This window comes from Bradyrhizobium sp. Ash2021, from assembly GCF_031202265.1.
Classification (GTDB): domain Bacteria; phylum Pseudomonadota; class Alphaproteobacteria; order Rhizobiales; family Xanthobacteraceae; genus Bradyrhizobium.
This window is the reverse complement of sequence record NZ_CP100604.1, coordinates 2,979,319-3,004,785: the sequence shown is the minus strand read 5'-3', so window position 1 is coordinate 3,004,785 and position 25,467 is coordinate 2,979,319. Positions and strand designations below refer to the sequence as shown.

The 25,467-nt window shown below is 60.7% G+C and carries 30 protein-coding genes and 1 pseudogene; 28 read left to right on the top strand and 3 right to left on the bottom strand.

What is annotated here, in order from left to right; all coding sequences use genetic code 11:
- Positions 1–40: 40 nt before the first annotated feature.
- Positions 41–1,144 carry a sulfite oxidase gene (locus NL528_RS14475; RefSeq protein ID WP_309183334.1) on the top strand — a complete coding sequence of 368 codons (1,104 nt, stop codon included), beginning with the start codon at positions 41–43 and terminating at the stop codon, positions 1,142–1,144.
- A 1,102-nt stretch (positions 1,145–2,246) separates the two neighbouring features.
- Here the strand turns inward: NL528_RS14475 and NL528_RS14470 are convergent.
- Positions 2,247–3,725, bottom strand: coding sequence for a cytochrome c peroxidase (locus NL528_RS14470; protein ID WP_309183333.1), 1,479 nt, complete (start codon positions 3,723–3,725; stop codon positions 2,247–2,249).
- 310 nt (positions 3,726–4,035) lie between these two features.
- Between NL528_RS14470 and NL528_RS14465 the strand changes: the two genes are divergently transcribed.
- The 21 genes and pseudogenes from NL528_RS14465 to NL528_RS14365 all read left to right on the top strand — a co-directional run bounded on the left by NL528_RS14465 (position 4,036) and on the right by NL528_RS14365 (position 21,057).
- Positions 4,036–5,514: a catalase gene (locus NL528_RS14465; protein ID WP_309183332.1), complete on the top strand. Its 1,479-nt coding sequence runs from the start codon at positions 4,036–4,038 to the stop codon at positions 5,512–5,514.
- A 217-nt stretch (positions 5,515–5,731) separates the two neighbouring features.
- Positions 5,732–5,943 (top strand): annotated as a pseudogene (locus NL528_RS47090) (aminotransferase class I/II-fold pyridoxal phosphate-dependent enzyme); the annotation flags it as partial.
- 128 nt (positions 5,944–6,071) lie between these two features.
- The gene (gene hemH, locus NL528_RS14455) at positions 6,072–7,154 is read left to right on the top strand and encodes a ferrochelatase (protein WP_309183331.1); all 1,083 of its coding nucleotides are present in this window, start codon (positions 6,072–6,074) and stop codon (positions 7,152–7,154) included.
- Between the two features lie 93 nt (positions 7,155–7,247).
- A complete protein-coding gene (locus NL528_RS14450) occupies positions 7,248–8,192 on the top strand; it encodes a LysR substrate-binding domain-containing protein (RefSeq protein ID WP_309183330.1) in 945 nt (314 codons plus the stop codon).
- 574 nt (positions 8,193–8,766) lie between these two features.
- Positions 8,767–9,207, top strand: coding sequence for a single-stranded DNA-binding protein (locus NL528_RS14445; RefSeq protein ID WP_309183329.1), 441 nt, complete (start codon positions 8,767–8,769; stop codon positions 9,205–9,207).
- A complete protein-coding gene (locus NL528_RS14440; protein ID WP_309183328.1) occupies positions 9,204–9,452 on the top strand; it encodes a hypothetical protein in 249 nt (82 codons plus the stop codon). The genes NL528_RS14445 and NL528_RS14440 overlap by 4 nt, the downstream gene beginning before the upstream one ends.
- A complete protein-coding gene (locus NL528_RS14435) occupies positions 9,445–10,794 on the top strand; it encodes an AAA family ATPase (RefSeq protein WP_309184899.1) in 1,350 nt (449 codons plus the stop codon). Before NL528_RS14440 ends, NL528_RS14435 begins: the two co-directional genes overlap by 8 nt.
- A 24-nt stretch (positions 10,795–10,818) precedes the next feature.
- Entirely contained in the window at positions 10,819–11,169 is a 351-nt protein-coding gene (locus NL528_RS14430; protein WP_309183327.1) for a hypothetical protein, read from the top strand.
- Positions 11,170–12,166: 997 nt separating this feature from the next.
- The gene (locus NL528_RS14425; RefSeq protein ID WP_309183326.1) at positions 12,167–12,376 is read left to right on the top strand and encodes a hypothetical protein; all 210 of its coding nucleotides are present in this window, start codon (positions 12,167–12,169) and stop codon (positions 12,374–12,376) included.
- Between the two features lie 149 nt (positions 12,377–12,525).
- Positions 12,526–12,852 carry a hypothetical protein gene (locus tag NL528_RS14420; RefSeq protein ID WP_309183325.1) on the top strand — a complete coding sequence of 109 codons (327 nt, stop codon included), beginning with the start codon at positions 12,526–12,528 and terminating at the stop codon, positions 12,850–12,852.
- A gap of 413 nt (positions 12,853–13,265) precedes the next feature.
- Positions 13,266–13,889: a recombinase family protein gene (locus NL528_RS14415; protein WP_309183324.1), complete on the top strand. Its 624-nt coding sequence runs from the start codon at positions 13,266–13,268 to the stop codon at positions 13,887–13,889.
- A gap of 870 nt (positions 13,890–14,759) precedes the next feature.
- Entirely contained in the window at positions 14,760–15,401 is a 642-nt protein-coding gene (locus NL528_RS14410) for a hypothetical protein (RefSeq protein WP_309183323.1), read from the top strand.
- Positions 15,394–16,140, top strand: coding sequence for a terminase large subunit domain-containing protein (locus NL528_RS14405; RefSeq protein ID WP_309183322.1), 747 nt, complete (start codon positions 15,394–15,396; stop codon positions 16,138–16,140). The genes NL528_RS14410 and NL528_RS14405 overlap by 8 nt, the downstream gene beginning before the upstream one ends.
- Positions 16,141–16,156: 16 nt before the next feature.
- Positions 16,157–16,855 (top strand): hypothetical protein, encoded by a 699-nt coding sequence (locus NL528_RS14400; RefSeq protein ID WP_309183321.1) that lies wholly within the window; start codon positions 16,157–16,159, stop codon positions 16,853–16,855.
- A gap of 17 nt (positions 16,856–16,872) precedes the next feature.
- On the top strand, positions 16,873–17,190 hold the full coding sequence (locus tag NL528_RS14395) for a hypothetical protein (protein ID WP_309183320.1): 318 nt from the start codon (positions 16,873–16,875) through the stop codon (positions 17,188–17,190).
- Positions 17,187–17,372 (top strand): hypothetical protein, encoded by a 186-nt coding sequence (locus NL528_RS14390; RefSeq protein ID WP_309183319.1) that lies wholly within the window; start codon positions 17,187–17,189, stop codon positions 17,370–17,372. Before NL528_RS14395 ends, NL528_RS14390 begins: the two co-directional genes overlap by 4 nt.
- Positions 17,373–17,450: 78 nt before the next feature.
- On the top strand, positions 17,451–17,789 hold the full coding sequence (locus tag NL528_RS14385) for a hypothetical protein (RefSeq protein ID WP_309183318.1): 339 nt from the start codon (positions 17,451–17,453) through the stop codon (positions 17,787–17,789).
- A 46-nt stretch (positions 17,790–17,835) separates the two neighbouring features.
- The gene (locus tag NL528_RS14380) at positions 17,836–18,480 is read left to right on the top strand and encodes a hypothetical protein (RefSeq protein ID WP_309183317.1); all 645 of its coding nucleotides are present in this window, start codon (positions 17,836–17,838) and stop codon (positions 18,478–18,480) included.
- A 138-nt stretch (positions 18,481–18,618) separates the two neighbouring features.
- On the top strand, positions 18,619–18,819 hold the full coding sequence (locus tag NL528_RS14375) for a hypothetical protein (RefSeq protein WP_309183316.1): 201 nt from the start codon (positions 18,619–18,621) through the stop codon (positions 18,817–18,819).
- A complete protein-coding gene (locus NL528_RS14370; RefSeq protein ID WP_309183315.1) occupies positions 18,809–20,788 on the top strand; it encodes a hypothetical protein in 1,980 nt (659 codons plus the stop codon). The genes NL528_RS14375 and NL528_RS14370 overlap by 11 nt, the downstream gene beginning before the upstream one ends.
- A 20-nt stretch (positions 20,789–20,808) precedes the next feature.
- Complete coding sequence (locus NL528_RS14365) at positions 20,809–21,057, top strand: hypothetical protein (RefSeq protein WP_309183314.1); 249 nt, start codon at positions 20,809–20,811, stop codon at positions 21,055–21,057.
- 581 nt (positions 21,058–21,638) lie between these two features.
- Here NL528_RS14365 and NL528_RS14360 read toward each other — a convergent pair.
- Positions 21,639–21,944, bottom strand: coding sequence for a hypothetical protein (locus NL528_RS14360; protein WP_309183313.1), 306 nt, complete (start codon positions 21,942–21,944; stop codon positions 21,639–21,641).
- A 406-nt stretch (positions 21,945–22,350) separates the two neighbouring features.
- Here NL528_RS14360 and NL528_RS14355 point away from each other — a divergent pair, with 406 nt between their 5' ends.
- Together NL528_RS14355 and NL528_RS14350 are read left to right on the top strand one after the other, a co-directional pair.
- A complete protein-coding gene (locus tag NL528_RS14355; RefSeq protein WP_309183312.1) occupies positions 22,351–22,854 on the top strand; it encodes a hypothetical protein in 504 nt (167 codons plus the stop codon).
- Positions 22,844–23,026, top strand: coding sequence for a hypothetical protein (locus NL528_RS14350; RefSeq protein ID WP_309183311.1), 183 nt, complete (start codon positions 22,844–22,846; stop codon positions 23,024–23,026). The genes NL528_RS14355 and NL528_RS14350 overlap by 11 nt, the downstream gene beginning before the upstream one ends.
- 123 nt (positions 23,027–23,149) lie before the next feature.
- On the opposite strand, the gene NL528_RS14345 is transcribed toward NL528_RS14350, so the two are convergent.
- The gene (locus tag NL528_RS14345; protein ID WP_309183310.1) at positions 23,150–23,479 is read right to left on the bottom strand and encodes an Arc family DNA-binding protein; all 330 of its coding nucleotides are present in this window, start codon (positions 23,477–23,479) and stop codon (positions 23,150–23,152) included.
- Between the two features lie 77 nt (positions 23,480–23,556).
- Between NL528_RS14345 and NL528_RS14340 the strand changes: the two genes are divergently transcribed.
- The 4 genes from NL528_RS14340 to NL528_RS14325 are packed head-to-tail and all read left to right on the top strand — an operon-like array spanning position 23,557 to position 25,447.
- A complete protein-coding gene (locus NL528_RS14340) occupies positions 23,557–23,727 on the top strand; it encodes an Arc family DNA-binding protein (RefSeq protein WP_309183309.1) in 171 nt (56 codons plus the stop codon).
- Positions 23,728–24,153, top strand: a complete 426-nt coding sequence (locus NL528_RS14335) for a hypothetical protein (RefSeq protein ID WP_309183308.1) — start codon at positions 23,728–23,730, stop codon at positions 24,151–24,153.
- Positions 24,153–24,338 carry a hypothetical protein gene (locus NL528_RS14330; RefSeq protein WP_309183307.1) on the top strand — a complete coding sequence of 62 codons (186 nt, stop codon included), beginning with the start codon at positions 24,153–24,155 and terminating at the stop codon, positions 24,336–24,338. The genes NL528_RS14335 and NL528_RS14330 overlap by 1 nt, the downstream gene beginning before the upstream one ends.
- Entirely contained in the window at positions 24,335–25,447 is a 1,113-nt protein-coding gene (locus tag NL528_RS14325) for a hypothetical protein (protein WP_309183306.1), read from the top strand. Before NL528_RS14330 ends, NL528_RS14325 begins: the two co-directional genes overlap by 4 nt.
- The last annotated feature ends 20 nt before the right edge of the window (positions 25,448–25,467 follow it).

Here is a 25,467-nt window from a genome sequence, read left to right as displayed (position 1 = left end):
CGCGCGATTCAATTTCGAAACCCGACAGGAGAACTCTGCGATGGATATGAAAACCGACAACTGGTCCGGCACGGCGACGCGCCCCGTTGGACTGATCATCCGGCAAAAAGGCCCGAATAATCTGGAAATGCCATTCGATCAGCTCGGCGACTTCATCACGCCGTCCGAGCTGTTCTACATTCGCAGTCATTTCCCCACGCCGGAGCTGGATCCGCTCGCCTATCGGCTATCGATAAGCGGCGCCGTGCGAAACGAACTAAGCCTGAGCTACGCCGATATCCGCGCCATGCCTTCACGGACCTGCGTCGCCACATTGGAATGCGCCGGCAACAGCCGCGTGTTCATGGTGCCGCCGGTGCCCGGCGCACAATGGCAACTCGGCGCGGTCGGCAATGCCGAATGGACGGGTGTTCCCCTCTCCATACTGTTGGAGCGGGCCGGACTCGCGGACGAGGTTTGCGAACTGGTGCTCGAAGGCGCCGATCGCGGCGTGCCGAAGGAAGAGCCCAAGCCCCCGGGTCCGATCTCCTATGCCCGCAGTATCCCGAGGACGAAGGCGATGGAGTCCGATGTGTTGATCGCCTACCAGATGAACGGGCAGGACCTGACGCCCGATCACGGCTATCCACTCCGCGCCATCGTGCCGGGGCATTACGGCATGGCGTCGGTCAAGTGGCTGACCGACATTGTTGCGACCACACAGCCTTTCCAGGGCTACTGGCAGACGTCGGACTACGGCTATTGGGATGATTCCGAGGGGACACCTGTGCGCCGGCCGCTCGCCGAAATGAAACTGAAGTCGCAGATCGCACGTCCACGCGTGTACGAGACGCTCGAACCCAATCGCTCCTACACTATTTTCGGCGCCGCATGGGCGGGGGACACCGATGTTGCCGAGATCTGGATCAGCCTCGACGGCGGCGCATCGTGGGTTCAGGGCGATTTCGTCGACCCGATCAACCGCCACGCATGGCGCCGCTGGAAATACGATTGGATCACGCCGGCACAACCCGGCGGTTATACGCTGTTGGCGCGTGCGGTGGGAGCAGACCAACGTGGCCAGCCAGACGCTCACAATCCAAATTTCGGCAGCTATGTGATCGATCACCCGCTGCCAATCGAGGTCTTTGTGGCTGCGGTTTGAATTGCGGCATACGCCGCTCGAAGTGAACCGGGGGGCGGGAATGTCCGGCAGCCAAAACCGGACCTTCCTCAAATGTGCCGTTAGACCCAGAGCTGACTTCACGGCCGGGCGCCTGTTCTCCGGACGGATTACGGGCGCAACCCCACGTGTCTGCGTTCACCGGCAGGGTGAGCTGAAACGTGGCACCGTGGGGTAGGTTTGCCGTGGCCGTTCATTTTGTTCTCTGTTCGCGTCGCCGGGAAACCCATTCGCGTCCCTTCAGCGTGCCCGCTCAAATCCCCTTCATAGGTCCGGCGCGACCGAGCCGACGTCGGCGTTTGGGCGAACGGCCGCTTTGCGCGGCGGGCCGCCATAACCGGTCGTTTCTCCGAGATCCGACTTTGATCCAGGCGATCGTCCAGAGTTAGCGGGGCTCAGCCATTGACGAATTGCCAGGTCACCTACGCGGCGACCGTCAATTCGATTGAACTCCCTAAAACCCAATTTAGTCGTTTTCGTTGCGCCCACGCTTAGCGTTGCGTCTTGAACGATGCGTGCAGAACTAAAATGTCGCGGCACCTGTTTCTGCGTCGCGCGCCCTCCGCCAACCATAGGCGAGCATCGACAACCACTTGGTCAAGTTACCAAGCCATCGGGTCCTTTCAGACCAAGCCGGCCTTCCCGAGCGCAGTGAGGGCCAATGATCCGCCACCGCCGACCATCACTTGGCCCAACCTATCCGCAAGCGTTTTCTTTGGTGGCTGCGGCAAGGGTCGCGTCAGCGGCCCACAAACGCACGGTTGCCGCGGCCCGGCCGATATACAGAGTATCGCGCGATGACGAAGAGCGTTGTGCACCGTCTTGCAAAAGTCGTCCACTCCGGAAGCAGGAGAAGCTTTGCTGTTCGCAAGAAGGTTTGCGGCACGCACGCCAAGGTCGGACTCGTTGCTGCGGTTTTTTTTCGTCTTGGATTACGCCGTCGAGACCAAGGCGATTTCTACTCTGGAGTCATCGCCAGATCTGTTCAAAGTCGTGCGCTAAATCACCGTCAGCGTGATGTGTGCGTGGACTTAGGAAATTCTATCGGTTCTACTTTCAGAGCATTTTTTTCAAGCTTCATCACCTACTGCCGATCGAGAGGCATAAAGCCGTCCGTCAGCGTCTGCATGAAGGCGACGAGCGCGTCCTCTTCTGTGTCAGACAGGCCTAGATTCCCGACTTTGCTCGTGTTCATGTTGTCGGTCGATTCTGGCGCAGGCCAGCATGTCGTGCCCTCACCGGCGTCGCCAGGCTTGCATCGGGGCAGAACGTCACGCGTGTTGTAGAAATGCACGATCTCTTTCAGGCTGGTAAAGTATCCATTATGCCCGTAAGCCTTCACGAATGCTGGAGACGGCCGCTTGTCGACATTGCGCAGTGTCGGCACTTGCATTCGCGCCTGGTTGTCGGGCGCGAGTTTCAGCCATCGCTGATCCACCGCAGAGGGCTGGCTCAGCAGATGCCCTTGCTTGAGAAAGGTGCCGACGCCGCCATCGACGAATGAAGATCCATTCGGATTTGCGGCATAGCCCAATGCGTCAGGCCGGTTTTCCTCATAGTAAGGAAGCCTCGGGTTGGCCGGCGTGCCGATATTGCTGGCGGTGAAGTCGGTGAACAACGGGTCTTCGCCGGGTCCGCCGTCACGGTGACACTCGTTGCATCGTGCCTTACCGCGGAACAGGTCGTATCCCTGCTGCTCCTGCGGCGTGAACGGCGTCTTTTGCGCGCGTACCGCGTCGAACTTTGAGGTGAACGACGTCACCTCGGCTGACGCCTCATAGCCAGCGATGGATTGCGCCATCTGGTCGAAGGTGGTGCCGGCCCGGCCGCGATCGATCCGGCTCAGATGAATAGGCAACGGATCGCCGGCGGTCGCTGGCCCGGGCCGATCGCAGACCTCCGCCACGTCGCCCGGCCATGCGATCGCAAAGCTCTGCGGCCCCCACACGCTCTCGAACAGGACGCGATAAGGCCGCTGCGAGGCGCGATAGACCGCGCAGGCGATATCGGGCAGGCCCATTTCCACCGGATTGGTCGGCGGGCCTTGCGCCTGCTCGGCGGCCGGGTTGCCCAGCCGGCGTCCGGTCGCGCGCATGTCCCAGAAATTGCCGCCGACGAGGTCACCCTGCCCGGGATTGTAGTGCAACACCGGCGACAGCGGCGCGTAGGCGTGCGACTGCGGCTTGCGATCGGAAAATCGCGTGCGCACTGAGCCGGGATAGGCGCCGGTGGAGCGGTTCAGCTCCGATACCGGACCGGTAAAGCCGGTCTCGGGCATATGGCAGAACGCGCATGCCTCGTTGCGGTATACCGACAAATTCTTGTCGTACAGCATCACCTTGCCAAGCAATTCGATTTGCTGGATCTGATTGTCCGGCGGCGCAGCAAGGCGCTCGATTGTCTGCGCTTCGATGCGGTCAATCTCGACCTCGACCTGCGCAATTTCCTGGAGCGCCTGAGGAGAGAGCTTCGCGTTGGCCTCCTGCGCGTTTGGCGCATCGGCGCCCAGCGTGGCAACGAAGATCGCAGCTGCGATCGAAAAGAGCGTGCGCCGTGTCTTCACTTTGGAACCCTGCAAGCCAGCGCTAAGCGGCACGTGCAGAACATAGCACCGTAGCCCGACCGCTTTAAGACGGAGTGCCCCGGCGCGACAATTCCGGCGTGACCTGCCTCATGCGGCGTGTTCAGGCAACGCCTGGAATACGACGGCTTATCTGTGCGCTTTCGTAAGCGAACGCGCACACTCATAGGAAAGGCCTATAAGAGTCTGCGGAAGTATATATTTCCTCTAATAATCATCGCCTCCTATCTTCGGATTCGGCACCACCGAACCTCGATGGCGCCAGCCCAGGACCATCAAAGGAGGCCAGACAATGAGTAATAAACTGACGACCGCATTCGGCGCCCCTGTCGTTGACGACAACAACATTATGACCGCCGGCCCGCGCGGACCCGCGCTACTGCAGGATGTGTGGTTCCTGGAGAAGCTCGCCCACTTCGACCGCGAAGTGATTCCCGAGCGGCGCATGCACGCGAAGGGCGCCGGCGCCTTCGGCACCTTCACGGTGACACACGACATCACCCGCTACACCAAGGCCAAGATCTTCGCCGAGGTCGGCAAGCAGACCCAGATGTTCGCTCGCTTCTCGAGCGTCGCCGGCGAGCGCGGCGCGGCCGATGCCGAACGTGACATTCGGGGCTTCGCCCTGAAATTCTACACCGACGAAGGCAACTGGGATCTCGTCGGGAACAACACGCCGGTCTTCTTCATCAAAGACCCGCTGAAGTTCCCCGATCTGAACCATGCCATTAAGCGCGATCCGCGCACCGGAATGCGCAGCGCCGACAACAACTGGGATTTCTGGACGCTGCTGCCGGAAGCGCTGCATCAGATCACGATCGTGATGAGCGAGCGGGGCATCCCGAGGACCTGGCGCCATATGCACGGCTTCGGCAGCCATACCTACAGCTTCTTCAACGCTCAGAATGAGCGCTTCTGGGTAAAGTTCCACTTCCGCACGCAGCAGGGCATCCAGAACATGACGGATGCCGAAGCGGTCGCGGCGATCGGCGGCGATCGCGAGAGTCACATGCGCGATCTCTTCGAGGCCATCGAAGGCGGCGATTTCCCACGGTGGACGCTCTATGTGCAGATCATGACGGAGGAGGAAGCCGACAACTATCCGATCAATCCGTTCGATCTGACCAAGGTCTGGCCGAAAAAGGACCATCCGTTGATCGAAGTCGGGGTCATGGAACTCAATCGCAACCCGGAAAACTTCTTCCAGGATGTCGAACAGGCCGCGTTCGCCCCGACAAACATCGTCCCTGGCATCAGCTTCTCTCCGGACAAGATGCTCCAAGGCCGCCTGTTCTCCTACGGAGACACCCAGCGCTACCGGCTCGGCGTCAATCACTCGCAGATTCCGGTAAACGCCCCGAAATGCCCGGTCCATAGCTACCATCGCGACGGCGCGATGCGCGTCGATGGCAATGGTGGCCGCGGCACCCATTATGAGCCGAACAGCCGCGGTGCGCTCCAGGCGCAACCCGATTTCTCGGAGCCGCCGTTGAAGACCGAAGGCGCGGTAGCGCGCTGGAACCACCGGGAGGATACCGACTACTTCTCGCAGCCGGGCAACCTCTTCCGCATGATGTCGCCCGCCCAGCGGCAGGTGCTGTTCGACAACACCGCGCGCGCGATCAATGGCGCTTCTCAGCCCGTCGTCGAGCGCCACATCGCCAACTGCACGCAGGCCGATCCGGCCTACGGCAAGGGCGTGGCCGACGCGATCGCCAAGTTCGCTCGATCGAGGATCGTACCCAACCCTGTGACCGAGGCAGCCGAATAGCATCTGATGCCTCAACCCTCGGGTAGATCGGCAACGCCCCCAATGCCGTCTGCCCTTGGCACCCTGTCCGCGCTGACCCCTCTCAGCGCGGACAGGTCATCCAGCGAAAAGCGCCGAAGGACGAACTGACCATGGTCGACTATGTCGCTCATTTTGAAGCGACGCTCGCCGCGCTCAAGGACGAGCGCCGTTACCGCGTCTTCGCCGATCTCGAACGCCGGTGATGGTCGGCGATCCCGATCTCTGCAAGCGGGCAGTGACCTGCTGCTGGAACGGCATGGGATCTACATCCAGCCAATCAATTATCCGACCGTGCCGCGCGGCACCGAGCGGCTGCGCATCACACCGGGCCCATTCCACGGGGCCCGCCTGATCGCGGAACTCGCACAGGCCATGATGGCGGTATGGCAGGAACTCGGCCTGGCACTCGGCGATGCACGAGCGCCGTCACGAACGGGCGGAAACGATAGGTGCCGACGGCTGAAGCGTCGGCCCTCCCCGCAACGGCAGGCCAATCTCGCTCGGTGCCCAATCATGGCGATTACTTCGAGGCACACATGACCTTCTACCGCGCGAACCTTGCAAGCCTGACAAAGGAGGCGTTTTCGCAGCCTCCGAAAGCCAACTTCATCACCCCCCGCAAAATCGGCATTTTGCTGAGCAACCTCGGTACGCCCGACGCAACCGATTACTGGTCGATGCGACGCTATCTTTCGGAGTTTCTTTCGGATCGAAGGGTCATCGAAGCACCGCGTCTGATCTGGTTTTTCATTCTCAACGGGTTGATCCTCACGTCTCGCCCAGCCACGAAGGGGAAAGACTATAAGACGATCTGGAATCGCGAATTGAACGAGAGCCCGCTGAAGACGATCACGCGCGCGCAGGCCGAGAAACTGCAGGCCGCGATCGACGCCGGCCTGCTGGGTCCAAACTCGGTTGACGTCGTCGTCGACTGGGGCGTGCGATATGGAAATCCATCGCTCAAATCGGCTATCGACCGATTGGCAGATCAGGGATGCGACCGGCTCCTGCTGCTGCCGCTCTATCCGCAGTATTCCGCGGCCACGAGCGCAACGGCCTGTGACAAGGTGTTCGAGGCGCTGGCTAAGATGCGGCGGCAACCCGTCCTTCGTGTGGCCGCTCCCTATTACGACGACACCTCCTACATCGAGGAGATATCGCGCTCGATCACGGATAGGCGGGATGGTCTGAGTTTCGAGCCGGAGGTGGTCGTCGCCTCGTTCCACGGCATGCCGGCCGAGACGCTGGCCAAGGGCGATCCCTATTACGAGCACTGCCAGAGGACCGGGGAACTGATCCGCTTGCGCTTGAGACTGCCCATGGACAAGTTCATCGTCACGTTCCAGTCGCGCTTTGGATCGGCCGAATGGCTTAAGCCCTACACCGATGAAACAGTGAAGGCGCTTGCGGCCAGCGGCGTGAAGCGCATCGCTGTCCTGACCCCGGGGTTCTCGGCGGACTGCCTGGAAACGATCGAGGAGATCGGCGAGGAGAACGCCGGGTATTTCTTTGAGGGCGGCGGCGAGGAATTTGTCCGGATTCAATGCCTCAACGCCAGTGACGGCGGGATGCGCTTGATCGAGACCATCGTCCGCCGCGAATTGCAGGGATGGATCTAGCGTGGCGGAAGGCCCCCCGCCGGCGACATCTTTACAAATAGGATTGTCACAACCTTCGTTGATTATTGATAGTCATCTCCTATATCCTCGCGTATGAATGTCTCGGGCCTATCTCTTCGCGATCTTGAATACGCCGTCGCCGTTGCGGAGCTTGGCAGCTTCGTCAAGGCGGCCGAGCGGTGTCACGTCGCCCAACCCTCCCTCTCCGTGCAAGTGAGCAAGCTCGAAGCCCGACTCAAGACGGTCATTTTCGAGCGTACGACCAGGCGTTTGATCGTGACCGCGGAAGGTCAGCAACTCGTCGATCAAATGCGCAAGATATTGCTTGAGACCCGTGGCCTCCTCGACCTCGCCAGCCGCTCCGGCGAACCCTTCGGTGGCACGCTCCGGCTGTCCGCGATAGCGACACTCGGACCCTATTATTTCCCCCACGTCCTCCACGATCTGCGCGCGCGCTATCCCGCTCTCTCCCTCGTCCTCGGCGAAGGCAGAACCGACGATTTAATTGCGGCGCTGATCCGCGGTGATCTCGATGCCGTCATCATGTCGGCTCCCGTCATCGAACCGGGGTTGAGTGAAGCCCCTCTGTTCCGGGAACCCTTCGTAATGGCGTGTCCACGCGGCCATTCGGCCACGTCAGCGCGCGGCATGGGATGGGTGGGCCTGGAGGCCAACGAGCGCCTGTTGCTTGAAGATGGCCATTGCCTCCGCGAGCAGGCGATCGAGGCATGCTCCGAGATCGATGCCTCAAACCGCCACGCGACCAGTCTTGAGACCCTGAAATACATGGTCGCAGCGGGCGAAGGATGCACCTTGATGCCAGCACTGGCGGTCACCGAAATCAACGGCATCGAATATGTGCCTTTGCCGCTGGCCGGTTACTCGCGGACGATTGAACTGGTCTGGCGCCGCAGCGACCCGCGCGCCGATGATTTCGCCAATCTCGCCGCCCATCTTCAGAATTTTCGTCATCCTGGCATCGAGCATTGCGACAGCGCCTCACTGACAGGCTCGGATCGTTCCAAAAAAGCTCTATAGGCTATTTAAACTGGCGATCTAGGCATAACGAGCATGACGGCCTAAATCAACCACTTGGGCTGTCTCACCGCGCTAAAGGCACGTATTGGGGCGAAACGGCTTTTCCCGGCATTGTCTCAGCGGGCCGCCACCAGGACAGCGGGGTAATTCCACCTTCGACCACAGCCCTTCTCTTACCACTCACAGCCTGACGAGGTCTCGATGGCCACCGGGCGCTTCCTCTAAGCAGGTTGCGCAACATGACGTTCAAAACGGCGAGGCCCGTCATCGGGGACGGGCCTCTGAAGAAGTCTGATAACCGGCCTGGCAGCCTAGATCAGACAAATATCCCCGATACCGCGAAACCGCAAGCGCCTTTGCTGGCCGATACCGCCGGCGAGTCGGATTACGCTTTTTTCGCCAAACGCCCCGACGTCCACATTCGCACCAGGCTGCCATTCCCAAACGAATATCCGGTCTGTGTGCTCGCGCCTGGCCGCGCCGCCTACGTTCAAATCTTGATCGATCGCGACGCCGCGGGGGCGCCTAAACGGCGCGCGCGCCGACGGCTGCGCTTCGCGACAGGGGGGACGGCATGAGCGTTCACATCCTCATTTCCGGCGCCCTCTTCAAGAATCCCGAGCTGAAAACTTCGAAGACCGGCAAGACCTACGCCACCGCATCAATCCGGACAGCATCGGCAGACAACAACGCGGCCGATTTCTGGAACCTCCTGGTGTTCGGCGACACTGCGCAGGCCGAGCTGATGCGTCTCGGCGAGGGCGACAAGCTCAGCGCACAAGGCAGCGTCAAGTTGGAGATCTACAACGGCAAAATTTCGCGCACGGTCTTCGTCGACCATGTGCTTGCGCTGCGCGCTCCGCCAAAGGAGCGAAAGCCGAAGGCACCGCCAGCCGGCAGCAAAGCCGGCGATGAGATCGCGAAGCGATCGATCTTGCCCGACGCGACGCCAGAGACCGCAGCAGGAGGGCCAGCGTTTTTCAATGACGACGTTCCGTTCGAGGCCGCCCTATGATCAGCGCAGCCCTCCGGATCGATCATCATCAAAGCCCGAAGCCGGCGCCGATCGACGTTTTCCTGGCGCGCTGCGAGGCGCGCGCGCACCTCGTTTCGCATGGCCTTCACAGTTTGCAGGACTCGGTCGACACGTTGCAGGCAGCCGCGGTCGCGCAAGGCCTTGTCGCAAAATTCGGTCAGGACCGAATTCAATGGATCCTCGCCGAAGCTTTCGCACGGTGGAGGCTGAGTGACGATGGATAAGCTCGCCCTCATTAGCAAGGATCTTTCGCTCGCGCCGGCCGGCGCCAAGATGAGCCTGTTCGTCGACCGCGTCAGCATGATCGGCGGCACGGTCCCCGGCTTCAGCCGCGAGATGGTGAAGCAAGAGCTTTGGGATATAGCGACGGCGCACGACTTGGCAGGCGAGCCCGGCAGCGGCGCGGAAGAGGTCATCAAGTACCAGATCGAAAGCGCGGTCACACGGGTCGACGACGCGCGCGCGACGAACGGGCACGAGCCGCCACCGTGGGCCGAGATCCCGGAAAATGCTGATGCCGATCCGGATCACGCGCCGCCGCAGATCGAAATCACTTCGTTGCCGCCGCTCACATTGGACGAGTGGCGCGAGCGCGATCTGCCGCCCCCTGATTTCATCATGGGCAATTGGCTGACAACCACGACCCGTTGCCTGCTGACGGCTGCGACCGGATTGGGAAAAACCAATTTCGGCTTGGCTTTGGGAATGCGCATCGCCGCCGGCCAGGACTTCCTGCACTGGCAGGCGCGCCGCACCGCCCGGGTGCTCTACATCGACGGTGAAATGTCGCGCCGTCTGCTCAGGGAGCGCGTACTCGACGAGGAACGGCGCGTCGGCGCGAGCCCGAAAACGTTCTTTGCGCTCAGTCACGAGGATATCAAGGGGTTCAAGCCGCTGAATACGATCGAAGGCCAGGAGTGGATGAATGCCTTGATCAAAAAGCTGGGCGGGATCGATCTCGTCATCGCCGACAACATTATGTGCCTCACCGTCGGCGACATGAAAGATCCGGAACCATGGCAACAGACGATCCCGTGGGCTCTATCACTGACAAAGCGCGCAATCGGGCAAATCTGGATACACCATACAGGCCATGATGAAACCCGTTCCTACGGCGACAAAACCCGGGAATGGCAAATGGACACCGTCATTCACTGCGATGCGGTGAGACGCGACGAGACCGACGTGTCGTTTTCCATGTCGTTCAAGAAAGCTCGGGAGCGCACGCCGGCAACGCGGTTCGATTTCCAGGAGGTCAAGATCACCCTCGTCGATGACCGCTGGACACACGAGATCACCAATGCGCGCCTGCCCGGCAAGGTGTCTCCGCAGACCCAGAAGGCGCTCGATGCACTCATCAACGTCCTGGCAGGCGATGAAGTCGTGATGATGGGAAGCCGCCGCACCGCTCACCGCGACCAGTGGATGAGCGAGTGCAATGCCCGCGGCCTGGTCGACGTCAAGAGAAACGGGAAAAGCGCCATCACGATTTTCAACAGGTTCCGGCGCGAACTCGTCGCCGCAAACCGCATCGCCTGCGAGGGGGATTTGCAGTGGCCGCTCTAACCAAACAAAAGAGGAGAACCAGAAATGAACGCGGAACGAACCTGCCCAACATGTCGATTTTGGCGGCAGCACGAAGGCAGCTCCATTGAACGCGAGCACGGCGAGTGCCGTAGGCGGGCACCCGTACCCTTCTCCTCGACCACGACAGAAGTTGCTATGCCGCTCCTCAGTCTGCTCACGCAGGCGGTATACAAGATTGCCAAGATCGACATCGAAGACCTCGACCTGTTCCACCGTGAAGAGGAAGCGTTCGAAGGCGCCGCAATGGGATGGCGCAGTAACGAATGGCCCGAAACGTCGCTCGATGATTGGTGCGGTGAATGGGAAGGCAAGCCGTCCGCTGACGGTATCGGGATGGCTCGGGAACCCTCCTAAACCTCAAAACGGACCCCGTAAAACGCGCGCGTTAAATGCAAGAAGTCCAATAAAACCGCTTGTTCGAAACAGGGGTTTCATTGTTCGAGACCCCAAAAAACCCGGGAAAACCATTGTTTCCAAACAGCAAAAAAACGACGCGGAAACAATGAAAACCGAAATGCCGGAAACCATTGATAAACAAGGCTCGAACAATTGGAAACAACGTGGAAACAACCCCTCGAACAATGGAAACAATCCCCTACGGGGAGGCGGATGTTTCTCCGCCCCTCCGCGCTACCGCTCCCGTCGCCTGGGGCTCCTACGCTCCCGCGCTCCCTCTTCCCCTCGCACCCGGTGCCTCAACACCGTCCCTCGCCAAGCCGCTTTGGCTCAGCAAAGGGATTTTAGGGGAAATCAAATACCAGCCGGTGCCGAGCGCCGGTAGTGGGTCAATTTGATTGTGGCAGCCTCGCGCGCGGTTAAACTTTGCTCTATGCTTGGTAGGGATGGATCAGAAAAAATCACCTATAGAGCGCGCGTTCGAACTGGCTAAATCGGGACGGGCTGCCAATGTAGCCCAGATTCTGGATATGCTAAGACGCGACGGATACGCCACTACTCAGATTCAGGGGCCGGCTCTAAACACCCAATTGCGGGAAGCGATCAAAGCAGCGCGTGCGGAGCACAAATGACCCCCAAACGCCCCCGCGACCCCAACCAGCTTGCTACGTGACCGCCGCTTTCTTTTACGCGACGCTGGGTCAGCGGCCATTGTGGCCGGCGCACCTGATCGCCGACGATGCCCGGATCGAGATCGATCTCGCCGAGGAAGCGCGCCACAAGCGCGCCGCATACCGCCTCTCACGGACGATTGGCCGGCCGAGTTCGATCATGAGCCGTTCTGAGATGGTGCTGTCACGGAAGCGGCCCGCAGCACCGGCGAGCAGCCGCGCTTGCACCGGACCATGTGCCGCTACCTCAAACACCGCCATGTTGGCGGGAAATGAGACAAGAGATGGATAAGCCTTGGCTGGGGCTTTACCGCCGGCCGGCGTCGTGTTCCGATGCGCGGATGGAGCAGAACGATGAACGCATTGACCGGATTTTGGAGGAGGTCGCTCGCCTGCGCGAGCGCGTCAACTCGATCCCGACGGTAGCAGAGATATCCTGGTTTGTGATCGGCGCGGCGACGCTGATCGTGATCTACCGATACTTCGCGCATTAGTCAGCGCCCGGTGCGTGAGGCATCCCGCGAAAGCAGCGAACAAGGCACCCGCATCCCCTCCCTGTCTAACGTATTCGCGTGCTAGACTTTCAGCAAAGCTGACCGTAGCCAATGCTTGGCGCGGCAGCTCGACGGCGGGGGGTATTGCCATGACTGATGCTGATTTTCACTGGTCCGAATATATCAAAGCAGGCTCCGAAGCGCTCGTTTTACTAAAGGCTCTCTATCCCCTTTTGCCGCGAGGGGGTGCGGAAATAGAAGCCAAGATCGAAGCCGCCGAGCGCGCCCTGCAAGCGGCGGATGTCGCTCTAGCTAAGGGCTGGGGATATGAGCTGCACGACTGCACATTCCCACCGCAAATCATGCTTTACGATAAAAACGTGAAAGATCGCGTTTGCAAAAACTGCGGCTTTTCCTCGGGCCTCAATCGACCTTTGCCGCGCGGCCCGCGCGGCGGCTCTTGGATGTCGGCTTAGATTTCGCCGTCTTCTTCTTCCCAACCTTCAATATCCCCGTGCGGCTTTGGCTTCATACGCATAGGTGGCACGCATCCACGGCCGCGAATTTTTTTCGGCATGCCTTCCAACTCGCCGCAAAAAAAAGCGACCCCAGCGCTTCCGGGGGAGACCCTACGCTGAGGCCTTAAAGTCGTCCCCGCCGCTTGTCGTGTCGTGGGCGGCGGGGCCGCGCCAGCGATGCCCAGGCCAGGGACTTCACCCGCGCCACATAACAACGGCAAGTCGCGCGTCGCGTTCCCCTCGATCTCACCCGGTCCAATTAGGGTATGCTTCCAGCGAACCAGCCTTTTTATGGTTCAAATAATGGCGTTTGACAATTCAAAATGAACTGTTATGATGTGAACCATCCTAATCAAACCGAGGAATTCCGGATGTGCTACGTTCGCGCTTACCTCAGAGCCTCCACCGACGAACAGGACGCTAGCCGGGCCCGCGACCAGGTGCAGGCATTCGCGGCCGAGCGCGGGCTCACGATCGTCGCCTGGTATGTCGAGAACGAAAGCGGCGCCAAGCTGGCGCGGCCGGAGCTGTTCCGCCTGCTCGCCGATGCATGCTACGGCGACATCGTGCTTGTCGAGCAGGTCGATCGCTTGTCCCGCCTCACCGCTTCCGATTGGGAAGCGCTTAAGGCCGATCTGGCTGCCAAGCGACTTCGCGTTGTCGCGCTCGATCTGCCGACCAGCTGGCTGATGGCGACGAGTGCCGCCGATGAATTCACGGTGCGGATGTTCGAGGCGATCAACGGCATGCTGCTCGACATGCTGGCCGCGGTCGCTCGCAAGGATTACGACGACCGGCGCCGCCGGCAGGCGCAAGGTCAGGCGAAGGCGAAGGCCGAAGGCCTCTACAAAGGCCGCCCCGAGGATACCGAGCGCAATGCCGGTATCGCCAGCATGATCGCCGCTGGCCAGAGCTGGAGCAGCATACAGGCCGCGACCGGCTGCAGCCGCGCCACCATCAGCAAGATCGCGAAGCGCGCCAAGCAAGCCGCGTGACCAGATAACCAAATCGAGGTTGAGCCCCGCGCTTCGTTGCGGGGCTTTTCATTTGCTCGATCAGCGGCACCGCGACGGCTTTCCGCGTCGCGCATTCGTACAGACATTCTGTCGATCGATTTGCCGCGCCCTGCAAGCCTCGCTGATTGATTTTGCCTCGTCTCCGCTATCACCGCGCCCCGCTCGAAATTAACTCAACCAGCGGCGCTGCGCCTTAAGGCGCGCGTGCATCGGCGCGCGATCGTCGCTCGGCATGCCGGCGTCGCTGGCGCGCAATGCTCGGGGCGATGCCGCGGCCTGGTCGACGATTGGCAACACCCTTGCCGACGTTCACGATGCCAGGTCGAGCGACGCGATGCGCGTTGAAAGCGTGCGGCGTCCGGCGCCGTCGGCGCATCCGCGATGATCGTGGCCACATAGACGGCGAGGGTATAGCCCTCGGCTATAGGCTGAAGCGGATCGCCCCCGCCCCGGCGTCCATCAGGGCAATATTCGCGCCGGCCGGAGGGGGCTATACAATTTATAGCCCCTTGCTGCTCCAACCTTTTGCGGGTTCTTCAGAGACAGATCGCTTTGGTTGGCGCCGGTTTTGACCTCAACGCCGCGCTCCCGTCGTATGACAACGGATATTGATGCAGCCTGGTTTAAAAGCTCTGGCAGAGCGCTACCTCGACGAGGCGGCTTGCGCGACAACTTTTCCGTAGTATATTTGGGTCAATCTGCTTTCCGCTGCGCCGTCATTGGCAGCGCGGATCAGGCGCTTTGACGGGGTCTCGACGGCCACCAAAGCGTTCCATTACCACTCCGAAGGGGTCTCGACGGCCACCGGGTGCATCGTGACGGCATTTAAGCCGATCGGAGCCCGAGACCGTGACCGCCAGATCCAGACTTAAATCCAAGAAAGGCCCTGCTTGCACCGTTTGCAGGCATCCGGATCGCGCTCGCATCGAGGCGACGCGCATAGCCGGCGCCTCGCTCGACTCGATTGCCGCGAAATACGCGATCGGCAGGGACGCGTTATGGCGGCACATGGCGCGGCATGTCCCGGAAGACCTCCGGGCACAATACCTGGCCGATGTCCCGATCGCGGAACTGGCGCAGAAGGCGGCCTCGGAAGGCCTCTCGGTGTTGCAGTATCTCAGCGTCGTCCGTGGCACCCTGATGACCCAATTCCAGTTGGCTGCGAGCGTGAACGATCGCTACGGCACCAGCGCGCTGGCCGGCCGGTTGAACGAGACCTTACGCGAGATTGGTAGGATTACCGGCGAGATCATGCGCTCCCCCGGCGTGATGAACGTGAACACCAGCGTCAACTTCATCAACAGTCCGGTCTTCATGGACCTGCAGACGATGCTCATCAAGCGACTGGCGGGGCACCCTGCGGCCATGGCGGCCGTGCTCGAAGGGCTGGCCGAGCTCGAAGCCAGATCCGCACCGCGTCCGATGGCTGCGCCTATGATTGAGCAGCAGCTAGCGTCGAGCGCGGCTTCGCTAGGCGGCGCCCATGCTTAGCCCGTACCGGCAGCTGGCCCGGGCGCTCGACCCCTGCACTTTGGCGAGGGACTGCGGCATCGAGCCGGACGCAATCCAGTCACAGCTGCTCACCACGACGTCGCGCAAGACGCTTGTGCTGTGCTGCAGACAATGGGGCAAGTCGACCATCACCGCGATCGTGGCTTTGTGGGAGGCTCTATACGCCGCGCCGGCCATGGTCATCGTGATCAGCCCATCCCAGCCGCAGTCGACCGAGCTATTCAAGAAAATTCGCACAGCTTGGCAACAGCTGACTGGCGCGCCTGCCGCGGAACAGGAATCCTTGACGCGCATGGAGTTGAGCAACGGCAGCCGCATCATCAGCCTGCCGGGCTCAGAGAAGACTGTGCGGGGCTACTCCGCCGCCAGCCTCGTTATCATGGACGAAGCGGCTAGGGTTCCGGACGAACTGTTGCAGGCGGTGCGCCCGATGTTGGCGACCACCTCCGGCCGGTTCATTGCGTTATCGACGCCCGCGGGACGTAGGGGTTGGCTGTACGAACAGTGGGAGCGCGGGGAAGACTGGGAACGGTTCTCGGTCAAGGGCGTCGATTGTCCCCGCATTTCGAAGGAATTCCTCGCCGAAGAACTGCAGACTTTTGGGCCGATGCGTTTTGCCGAAGAATACGAGTGTGCCTTCATCGACCAGAACACCAGTGCGTTCTCAACAGCTCTAATCGAACAGGCCTTGCGCGATGATTTTTCGCCCTTCCTTTGACGTCATCCGGGGCCCTGTGGCTGACGTCGCCAGACGGCCCACCTTCGAGATGGCCGCGGAGGTCAGCCGCGAGGACGTGCGCTATTTCATTGGCGTCGATTTGGGCCAGAGCCACGACCCGACGGCCATTGCGGTGGTGCGGCGTGTTCGCTTTCTGGTGTCGCATGATGTTCAGCGTTCGACACCGATATGGAAGGAGGAAAAGCCAACGATCTATCAATGCGGCTATCTCGAGCGCGTGCCGCTCGGCACCGTGTATCCCGCGATCGTGGCGCATGTTGGCCGACTGCTGGAGCGTCCGATCTGGAGCGGCAAAATTGATCTGGCGCTTGATCAGACCGGCGTCGGCAAGCCGGTTTGCGACATGTTCACCTCCGCCGGACTGACTTTCACGGGCGTGATGATCACCGGCGGCGATGCCGAGACGAATGAGGGCAAGACCTGGCGGGTGCCGAAGATGACGCTGGTGTCATCCCTTCAGGCGTTGCTGCACGAAGGCAGATTGCACATTCAAAAAGAGCTCACCGAAGCGGCCGAGCTGGTGCGGGAGTTGCAGGATTTTCGCGTCAAATACACGGAAGCCGGCCACCTGACGTTCAGCGCGCGCGAGGGCAAGCATGATGATTTGGTGCTGGCGCTGGCAATCGCTGTGTGGCGCGCCCGCAAGCACATCACAAAAACCGAAAGCTTTTACATGAACTGGATAGAGCGATGAAACACGACAACGAAGCCTTGAAGGCGGCGGCACTGAAAGCGGGCATGATCGATTTGGACGGGCTGAAGCTCGCCGACATGAGCAAGGTGACGCTGGAACCAAACGGCGAAGTCACAGGCGCGGACCAATTGATGGTCGGGCTCAAAGAGCGCTGGCCGGATCTGTTCGCGAAACATGCGCGCAACATGACTCCCGAAGAAGCAGCCGCAAGGCTCGCCGAGCTCAAACGCGAATCGGAAAAGTTCAAACCGCTGGACCTGAGCAAAACGGCCAAGGAAATGTCGTCGGTCGAGCGCAAAAAATTCTTGGACGAATGCAAGAGGCGATTCGGATGATGGAATCGCAATCGATCAAGCCTGCCTACCAGATTCGCTTGCTCGAGCGCTTTGTCTTCTATGCCCCAGACCGCGGCGTGCACCTGTGGCGCGAATGGCCGGAAGGCGCGACCGTCACCGACGCCGACGCAATCGAACTGCTGACGAAGCTCGGCGCGCCGGTCGAAGTAGTGAGGGACTGAGGCCGCGCAAAAAATTGCGAAGCGGCCAGCAAAAAAGGAAAGGAAATTTCGACTATGGACGCCTCGTATCAGAACAACATGACCGCGTTTGCCGGCGGCGGCCAGACATTGGCAACGCAGATCAGCCGCACCTTTTCTAGATTCACCGTCGTCGCAACCACTGGCGATTCCGCGGTGCTTCCTGGCGCGGGCCCTGGCCTGGAATACACCATCAAGAACGCCGCGGCGAATAGCATGAACGTGTTTCCGGCCGCGGCCTCTCAAGGTGGCTTCAAGGGCGACGGCGCGAACTTTCCCGCGGGCGACGCCGTCAACACGCTCGGCGCCAATGTGGCCTTCGCGCTCGGAGCCGGCAAAAGCGTGCGGTTTTTTTGCGTGGTACTCGGCATCTGGGACACGCTCCCGACAATTCCGTAATGGGCCCGCGGCGAGGGGCCATGGCGCATTGAGAAAGGAACAGAAAATGCAAAAACAACAGATCGAGCAGCAAGCCGAAACCGCAGCCGCGATCGCAGCGGATTGGAAAAACTCGATTGCCAAAATCGAGACGCAGCTCAACGTCGCGGGCCTCGCCCTGATGAGAGCAAAAAAACAACGCGAGGTCCACGCGCTGAAAGCTTCTCTTGGCGATCCAGCCGCTATCGAAGCAATCAAAGCCGCGCGAAGCGAACAGCACACCGCCGAGCAAACCATTTCCGACTTACGAATAGCGTTGCCCGAGGCGGAAGCAAATTTAGCCATCGCAGAGAAGGCCGCCGAATCTGCACGGCGCGCGTTAGCGCGCTTCGCTGCAGAAGGCCTGATGCGAAAGCGTGTCGATGTGGCCGCCCAGATTGACATCGTGACCGCCGATTTCGCCCGCCTCTATGCCGAATACGAAAGGCTGGGCCGCGAGATTATTAACATGGAGGCGTTGCCGCGGAGCTCGGCCGGAATGAACGATCACGACGGTGCAACAGGAGCAAGGCGCGTGCGGGCCTCATTGCCGAAGTTTTTTTGGCGACTCTTTCCTGGCGCGATCACCGATGAAATGAAGCATGAACCGTTGGCGGTGTCGGAATCTCGGTATTGGAATCTGGCGCCCGAGCAAGCCGAGAAAGCAGCGTGAGGAATCTGCGGCGTCCGCTCGAACGTCCGCTGATCCGCCGCTGGCGACATGACTGGACGCTGCGGCGGCATTTCTTTTTTGATGGGTGCGCACCAAATGAACCGAAGAGCGCGGGACCGCAAAGTTGCTCAAGAAATCGTGGACGAGCTGACCGCGGCGTTGGGCCCGGTGATGCCGCAGACCCTGGCCGAACACCCTGCCGTCGTCGAGCGCATCTTCGAATCCGTTTTTAATGCGCATGGAATCGTCGCCGAACATGCCGGTCGGAACGTCCTCCAGTGCGTGCCAAGAATTCTCGCGAATCCGCGATGCTGCAAAGGAAAGTTAAATGATCGTTAGTTATGAAGTTGGAAGTATTTTTCGCGTCATAGACGAAGCCTCACCGGCGCTGCGCAAGATCCTCGCTGAAGTTCGCAGGTTGAACACCGCGTTAGATCAGGCGCGCGCTTCGTTGGCGGCGTTTGGCAAGTCGCCGGTCGCACTGACAGCGGCGATTTCTGAGGCCGGCGCGCTGGCAACGGCATGGGGTGATGTTGCGAAAAATGCCGGTGCCGCGCGCCTCGCGATCGGGAACGCTTCGAGGGTCGCGGCGCGCACGGCATTGCCAGCGGCAGCTGCGGCGGCCACTGGTGGCCGCGCGGGCGCGCCGCCTCCAAGGGCCGGCGGTGGCGGCGGGGCTCACCGGCCGGGCTGGCTCGGCGGCGGCGCGCATGTCTACGGTCCAGGTGTCACCATGCCAGGCGGCACCCACATTCGCATGGGCGGCGGGCGCATGGGCGGGGCAGCTACCGGCGCGATGGCTGGCGCAGGCCTGCTCGGCTATGGCGTCTACGAAGCCGCGGAGATGGAGGACGCCGTCTTCCAGCTGATCTACCATAGCGGCCTGGAACAGAACGACGTCAACCGGGCGAAGTTTCGGAAGATCTTGCAGGATTCGATGGTGCAGTCCGGCTACGGCCTGAAGGACATCGCCAAATCGGCCAAGCAGGAAATAAGGATGTTCCAGGGCACGCCTGGCGGCGGCATCGACGTCTTGCCTGAGATGCTGCGCGCCGCGACAATCGAAGCACGGCTGAAGGATTCGACACCGGAAGAATCGATGCGCGCGCTGATCGGGCTTGCGCACATGACCAAGCAATATTCGCCGGAAGCGATCAAGAAACTGGCGCCGGCGTTCGCGTTCCTGTCGACGGCAAATCCGGCGTCTCTCGGCTCGATCGAACGCGCGGCGAGCTATGCGGTGCCGCTGTTGCAGAGCGGCCTCGAGATCGACCCTATGCAGACGCTTCTGCTCGGCACCGCGCTGACCCGCGCCGGTGCGACCAATACCAAATCGGGCACCTGGTTGAGGGAAATGGCGATCAGGGCGATGCCTGGCACGTCGCTCATGAGCAAGATGATGTATAGGAAGCATGAGGCCGCGCTGAAGGAACTCGGGCTGTCAGATGAAAAGGGCAAGCCGACGTGGTTCACGGACGGCAAGCCCGATCTTCTCAAGATGCTCGACATCGGCGGTACCAATGCGCCGAAAATCCCGGTCGAGCGACGGGCGGCGATCGAGAGGTCACTATTTGGAGCACAGGGCGGCGGCGGCTTTGCGCTGTTGGCCGATCCGGCGGTACGCCAGCAAGTGCAAAGCCTGCGCGAGATGATGGAATCGCCGGACTTCAAGAATAGATATGCCGGCTTTACCGAGAGCTACAGGGAAGGCAGCACCGTGCAGAATGCCCGCACGGCGATGCAGGAATTCAACATTACCATGATGGATCTCGGCAAGACCGTTTTGCCGGCTGTCAACGTTGGATTGCACGATCTCAAGAGTGTCTTGGAGGGGATCAGGTCTGTTCTGCCCAGCCGGAGCACGGCCACCGTAGGCGCGCGCACTGGCGAGGGCGCGCTCGTCGGCGCGCTTGCTGGTTCATTCATCCCTGGCGTCGGTACTTTGGGTGGCGCCGCGATCGGTGGCCTTGCTGGTGGCACCTTGGGCGTCGCTGAACAGTATTTGAAAAACATGGATCATCACGCGGTCATCACCGGCAACAGCGCTGCAGAGAAGGCCGCCACCGCGATCGCAGACGCCATCAGGGGGATGCCCGCAGGCCCTGGCGGTGTCTTTGCGGGCGGAACGAGTGTCGCGCCGAAGGCGACGCTGGCGCCGATCGCGCTGACGATCAATCTGGATGGCAAGCCACTGGCTGAAGCCATCAGCACGGCACAGGCGTCGCTGAGCGAGCATCCTCTACAGGCGCCGGCCGCCGACGGCATGGGTCAGCACTATGGCGGGGACCATAATTGGCCCGATAAGTAAGGGTTTGAACGATGGCTGACGTGATGACCGACGAATGGATTGCGGAAATGGTCGCAGCCGCAGGTTGTCTCGGTCAGCGCTTCGTCGGCACGCCTCAGGATTCGATGATGCTCGAATTGTATGCCATCGAGGCGCAGTTGGAAGATCGGCTGCAGCAGCTCGGCGCCGATGCGGCCGCGACGGTCGCGGAATCGTTCATCGACACCGTTATACGCGTCAAGCGCGCAATTGAAGCCGCGGGCGACGCAACGCCGTGCGTGTTGAACTAAGACGGCGGCGTAACCAAGGGAGAGTGACAGTCGCTTTTGCCGCCGCGGCCCGCGTCTCAGTTGGCCTTGCCACTCTGATGTGACGGGACATTCGCTGCGGCCCTGAGATCGGGCGGCAGGTGAACAATACTGTTCACCTGATTTGCGGGCTGTGTTGACCGTCCCGAGGCTGACGCCGGATCGTTGTCGGGATAGCGGTCGAGGCAATTAGCTTACTTAATCCCTGAGCCTCAAACTCAAATTCAAGGGACGGGAATGGGTCAGGCTTTATCGCCAACACCACGTCGCCGTTAGCCGCAATTCCAACTTGAAAGGATGGATGCTTTGACTTCAAAACAGCCTGCTGCAAATGAAGCGGTATTGTTGGATCAATCGGGAGAGCGTTTATCGCTTGGGCGATTGACGCTATCAGCGCGAACGCTTGATGCCGATCCAACTCCGCAGAAGCCGACGCCCCGTTGGCGTCCGATATCTCCAATGCGACATGGCCCACGCGTGGCGTCACTGATACCTGAGATGTCATCTCTTCCTCCGCTTGCGAGCGCGCCAGCGCAAAAAGCGCACAGCCTTAAGACCTGAAACTATTTTTGGTTAGCGTGCGGGGCGGTGACCTCGGGCGGGAACAGGGCCACGACCGCCAGCCTGAAGATGTACCTCACAGCTAGAACGAGGCCGATCACCACCAAGAATCCTTCGCTTAGTCGGCCCTCATGGTCCCGACTGACGACGAGCCATGCCACAAGACTGACAAGCATCACCGCCTGGCCGATACGCCAGACCTTCAAGCCGGTCGGCGACACGGGATAAATCCGCGCCGCGGGGTTGGGAAGCGCAACGCCGACGCGGACCCCGGGGATGCCGGTCCGGAACGAGATCCAGGCGCGCATGAGGTTTGGTCCTCCTCATTTTTTCTCGACGAGGCGACGGGTAGCCTTCGATCGCGCGGCTGCACGATCGGCGGCATCGCGTACGTTATCCGGCACTTCTCTCGCCAGCCCGAGCTCGAGGATGCCGCGTATGGCCTCGGGGCGGGTTACCGGCGGCTTTTGCTTGGCCGCCCAAGCGTCAACGGCGTTCAGCTGATCAGCCTGCAGGCGGACGCCGACGAGAGTGCCCTTTTCGGCCGATCGCTTCCAGCGTGGCGGTGGTGTGTTAACACTACTTCTTGATTTTCCCATTTCGTTGTGTTAGCACAAAAACAAGCCCAAAGGGAAGTTTCCCAAGGCCAGGAGCACCGCCCCGGGCTACGGCGCCGGCATAGAGCCGCCATCAAAGCCAGCGGAGGCAACAACAATGTCCCAAGCCGAAAATATGCCCAGCACGCCACTGCCTTTGCGAGCACTGACGATGTTCGATCACATCCCGGCCGGCTGCATCCTGCGTCCGGTTACCGATGACGACAGCGCCCCGCATCTTCGCGCCGGTGAGTTCGCCATCGTTGATACAACCGACACCGAGCCTCAGCACGGCGAGGTCTATCTCGTGCGATTCCACCGGCGGGCAAGATGGCCGCGGCAGGTTGAGGAAGTTTGCTATATTCAACAAGTGATCGCTCGGTCCCACACCTGCGAAGGCAGGTCTTTTATTGGCTTCTGGACCCAATGCCTGAATTTCGAGCCCTACGTCGAAGTCGTGGAGCAAACCCCCAGCCTGATGCCGGAAATTTCGCACCGATCGATGGCCGATGGTCCGCGCATGGCGGATGAGATCCAGGAGGCGCTGATCGGTCGCGTCGTCGGGATCTATCAAGCGGAAGATAAGCCCGCCCAAGCGGTGGGAGGCAAAAATGAACCGTGAAACTTACCTCGGCGATGGCCTCTATGCGTCATGGGACGGCTGGCAGGTGAAACTGCGCGCGCCGCGCGAGAACGGCGATCATGTCGTGTTTCTCGAGGACGGCCTGACCCTGCAGGCGTTCATGGAGTTTCTCGACCAACTGCCGAAGGCTGATCAGCTCGCCGGAGGGTGAAAAAACCCGGCCCTCTTTTCAGGTCGCAAAAATCGACATGCCCCGGTCGCTTCGGCGCCGGGGCCTTTCTTTCGTTTTTGGGCTATGCAGATCAAGCGGCGCGTGGGTGAGGCCCGGAGGGCGTCATTTTATTTTCTCCTTGAGAAGCTGAACGAGGCTTGTGTCGGCCTTCCTAATTAGCTCCGTGAGCTGGTCCAATCGAACGACGAGGTCCTCGAAACCCTTGGTGTCTGTTGACCCTTGACCGGGTGCTTGGATCTGCGCGCGGAGTGCGGCGGACTGCCTCTCGGTCTCGAAATACATCGCCAGGGCGGTGACGATCACGGCGTTCATCGTGTGCCCTTGGTGCTCCGCTACTTCAGCCAGATGTTCCCGCATTCCCTTGGGAAGCCGGAGCTGAAACTGATCTGACCCGCGGTCCGTCCTCCTGCTGATGATGGTCTTTTTCACCATTTGACCCCCAGATATCTCCGTGCTATATCGAAGCACATATAGGTTTGATACGCAACCCTAGACTAGGGAATAGGCCGATGCCGATGGTCCACAAGGAAGAAACCATCCAAGTGCTCATTCGCCTGCCAAAGGACGTTAAGGACTGGATCGAGAAGGAAGCGGCGCGCACGTTGGCCAGTCAAAACTCCGAGATCTTGCGCTGCATCAGGCAGCGAATGGATTCCGAGCCGAAGAAGGCGGCCGGCTAAATGTCCCGCGCCGCGCACACCTTCAGGCGGACAGACTCAAAGTACCGCGCAACCTTCGACCACCTATGCGCCAACGGCAAGCTGTTCACCGGCATCAAGCGCCCGAAAGGCTTCCGCCAGATGAGGCGCAAGGATTGTTTCCGAAATTCTCAGAGCCTCGCCATAGATGGACGCGCAACCTATGTCGAAGGGCTTTGCATTCATTACTCGGGGGGTGTTGCCTTTGCGCACGGCTGGCTGACACTAGATGGCGAACACGCCATTGATGTCACGCTGCATGACGCAGAGAGTTACGCCTATTTCGGGATTGCGTTCGAGGACAAGCGAGAGCTGGCTAAGGCCATCCTAAAGACCGGATACTACGAGAGCCGGCTGGGCCTCGACGCTATGATGGATGTCCCGCCGCAGTTGGTCGAGACGACCTGATGTCCCGCGGCGAGCACACCTTCAAGCAGGGCGACATCACCAAGGCGCTGAAGGCCGCAGAGAAGGCCGGCCTGAAGGTGCATCGCACCGAAGTGCGCCAGGACGGGTCAATCCTGCTTGACTTCGATCCGCCGGCAGCGGCACCGCAAGATCCGAACGTCAACGAATGGGACTCAGTCAAATGACCAGACAGAAGCTTCCCAAGCATGTTCAGGCCTATGTCACGCCCTGGGGAAAGCAGGTCTATTACCTGCGGCTGCCGGGTCGACCCAAGATCAGGATCCAGGTTGCGGATGATGTCCTGCCATGGAGTCCGACTTTCAACGCCGCGCTCGAGGCCGCCACCGAGAAGCTGTCGGTCGACTCGAAGCAAATCGTCAATCGGCCGCCTGTTGCGGGCACCGTCAACGCCGCGCTGATCGGCTATTACGACAGCACCGTGTTCAAAGACGGCCTAGGCAAGACCACGCAACAGAACCGCCGCGCCATCCTAGAGCGTCTGATCCGCACCGAGCACGGCGACAAGCGGACCCACATGATGCATGCGCAAGCGCTGCAGGCGATCATGAGCAAGCTCAAGCCGAACCCGCAGCGCAATTTCAAAAGGTCGATGCGTCATTTCATCAAGTACTGCATCGGACTCGGACTGATGACGGCCGATCCGCTCGCGTCGGTGACGCTGACCGACAGGCCGAAGTCAAAGGGCTTCCATGCGTGGACCGACGATGAGGTCGAGCAGTACCGCGCCAAGCACAAGCCCGGCACCAAGGCGAGGCTGGCGCTTGAGGTTCTACTGATGACCGGCCACGCGCGAAGCGATGTTGTCCGCATGGGCGACCAGCGCGTCAAGGGCGGCCGTCTCACCATGGCCCGCCAAAAAACAGGAACCGCGTTCTCGATCCAGCTATTGCCGGAGCTGGTCGCCGAGCTGGCGCTGCATCGGCGCGACGGCGCGGTGTCGTCCATGGTGTGGCTGACAACCGAGCGCGGCACGCCGTTTGGTTCGGCCGCATCGTTCGGGAATTGGTTCGCTGCTCAATGCCGCGAGGCTGGCGTACCGGGCAGGGCGCACGGTCTGCGCAAGGCCAGCGCGATCAGGCAGGCGATGCACGGCGCAACGCCGTATGAATTGATGGCGTGGCATGGATGGAAAACCATCGACGAGGCGCAACGCTATTGTGAGCAAGCCAACAAGATGAGGCTGGCCGACAACGCCGCGGCGAAGCTCATTTCAGGAACAAAGATTGTCTCAGCGGCCGACCCACTGAGCCAAATCGCCGAAAAGCATCAGTGATATCAAAGGGAGTTTGAAGA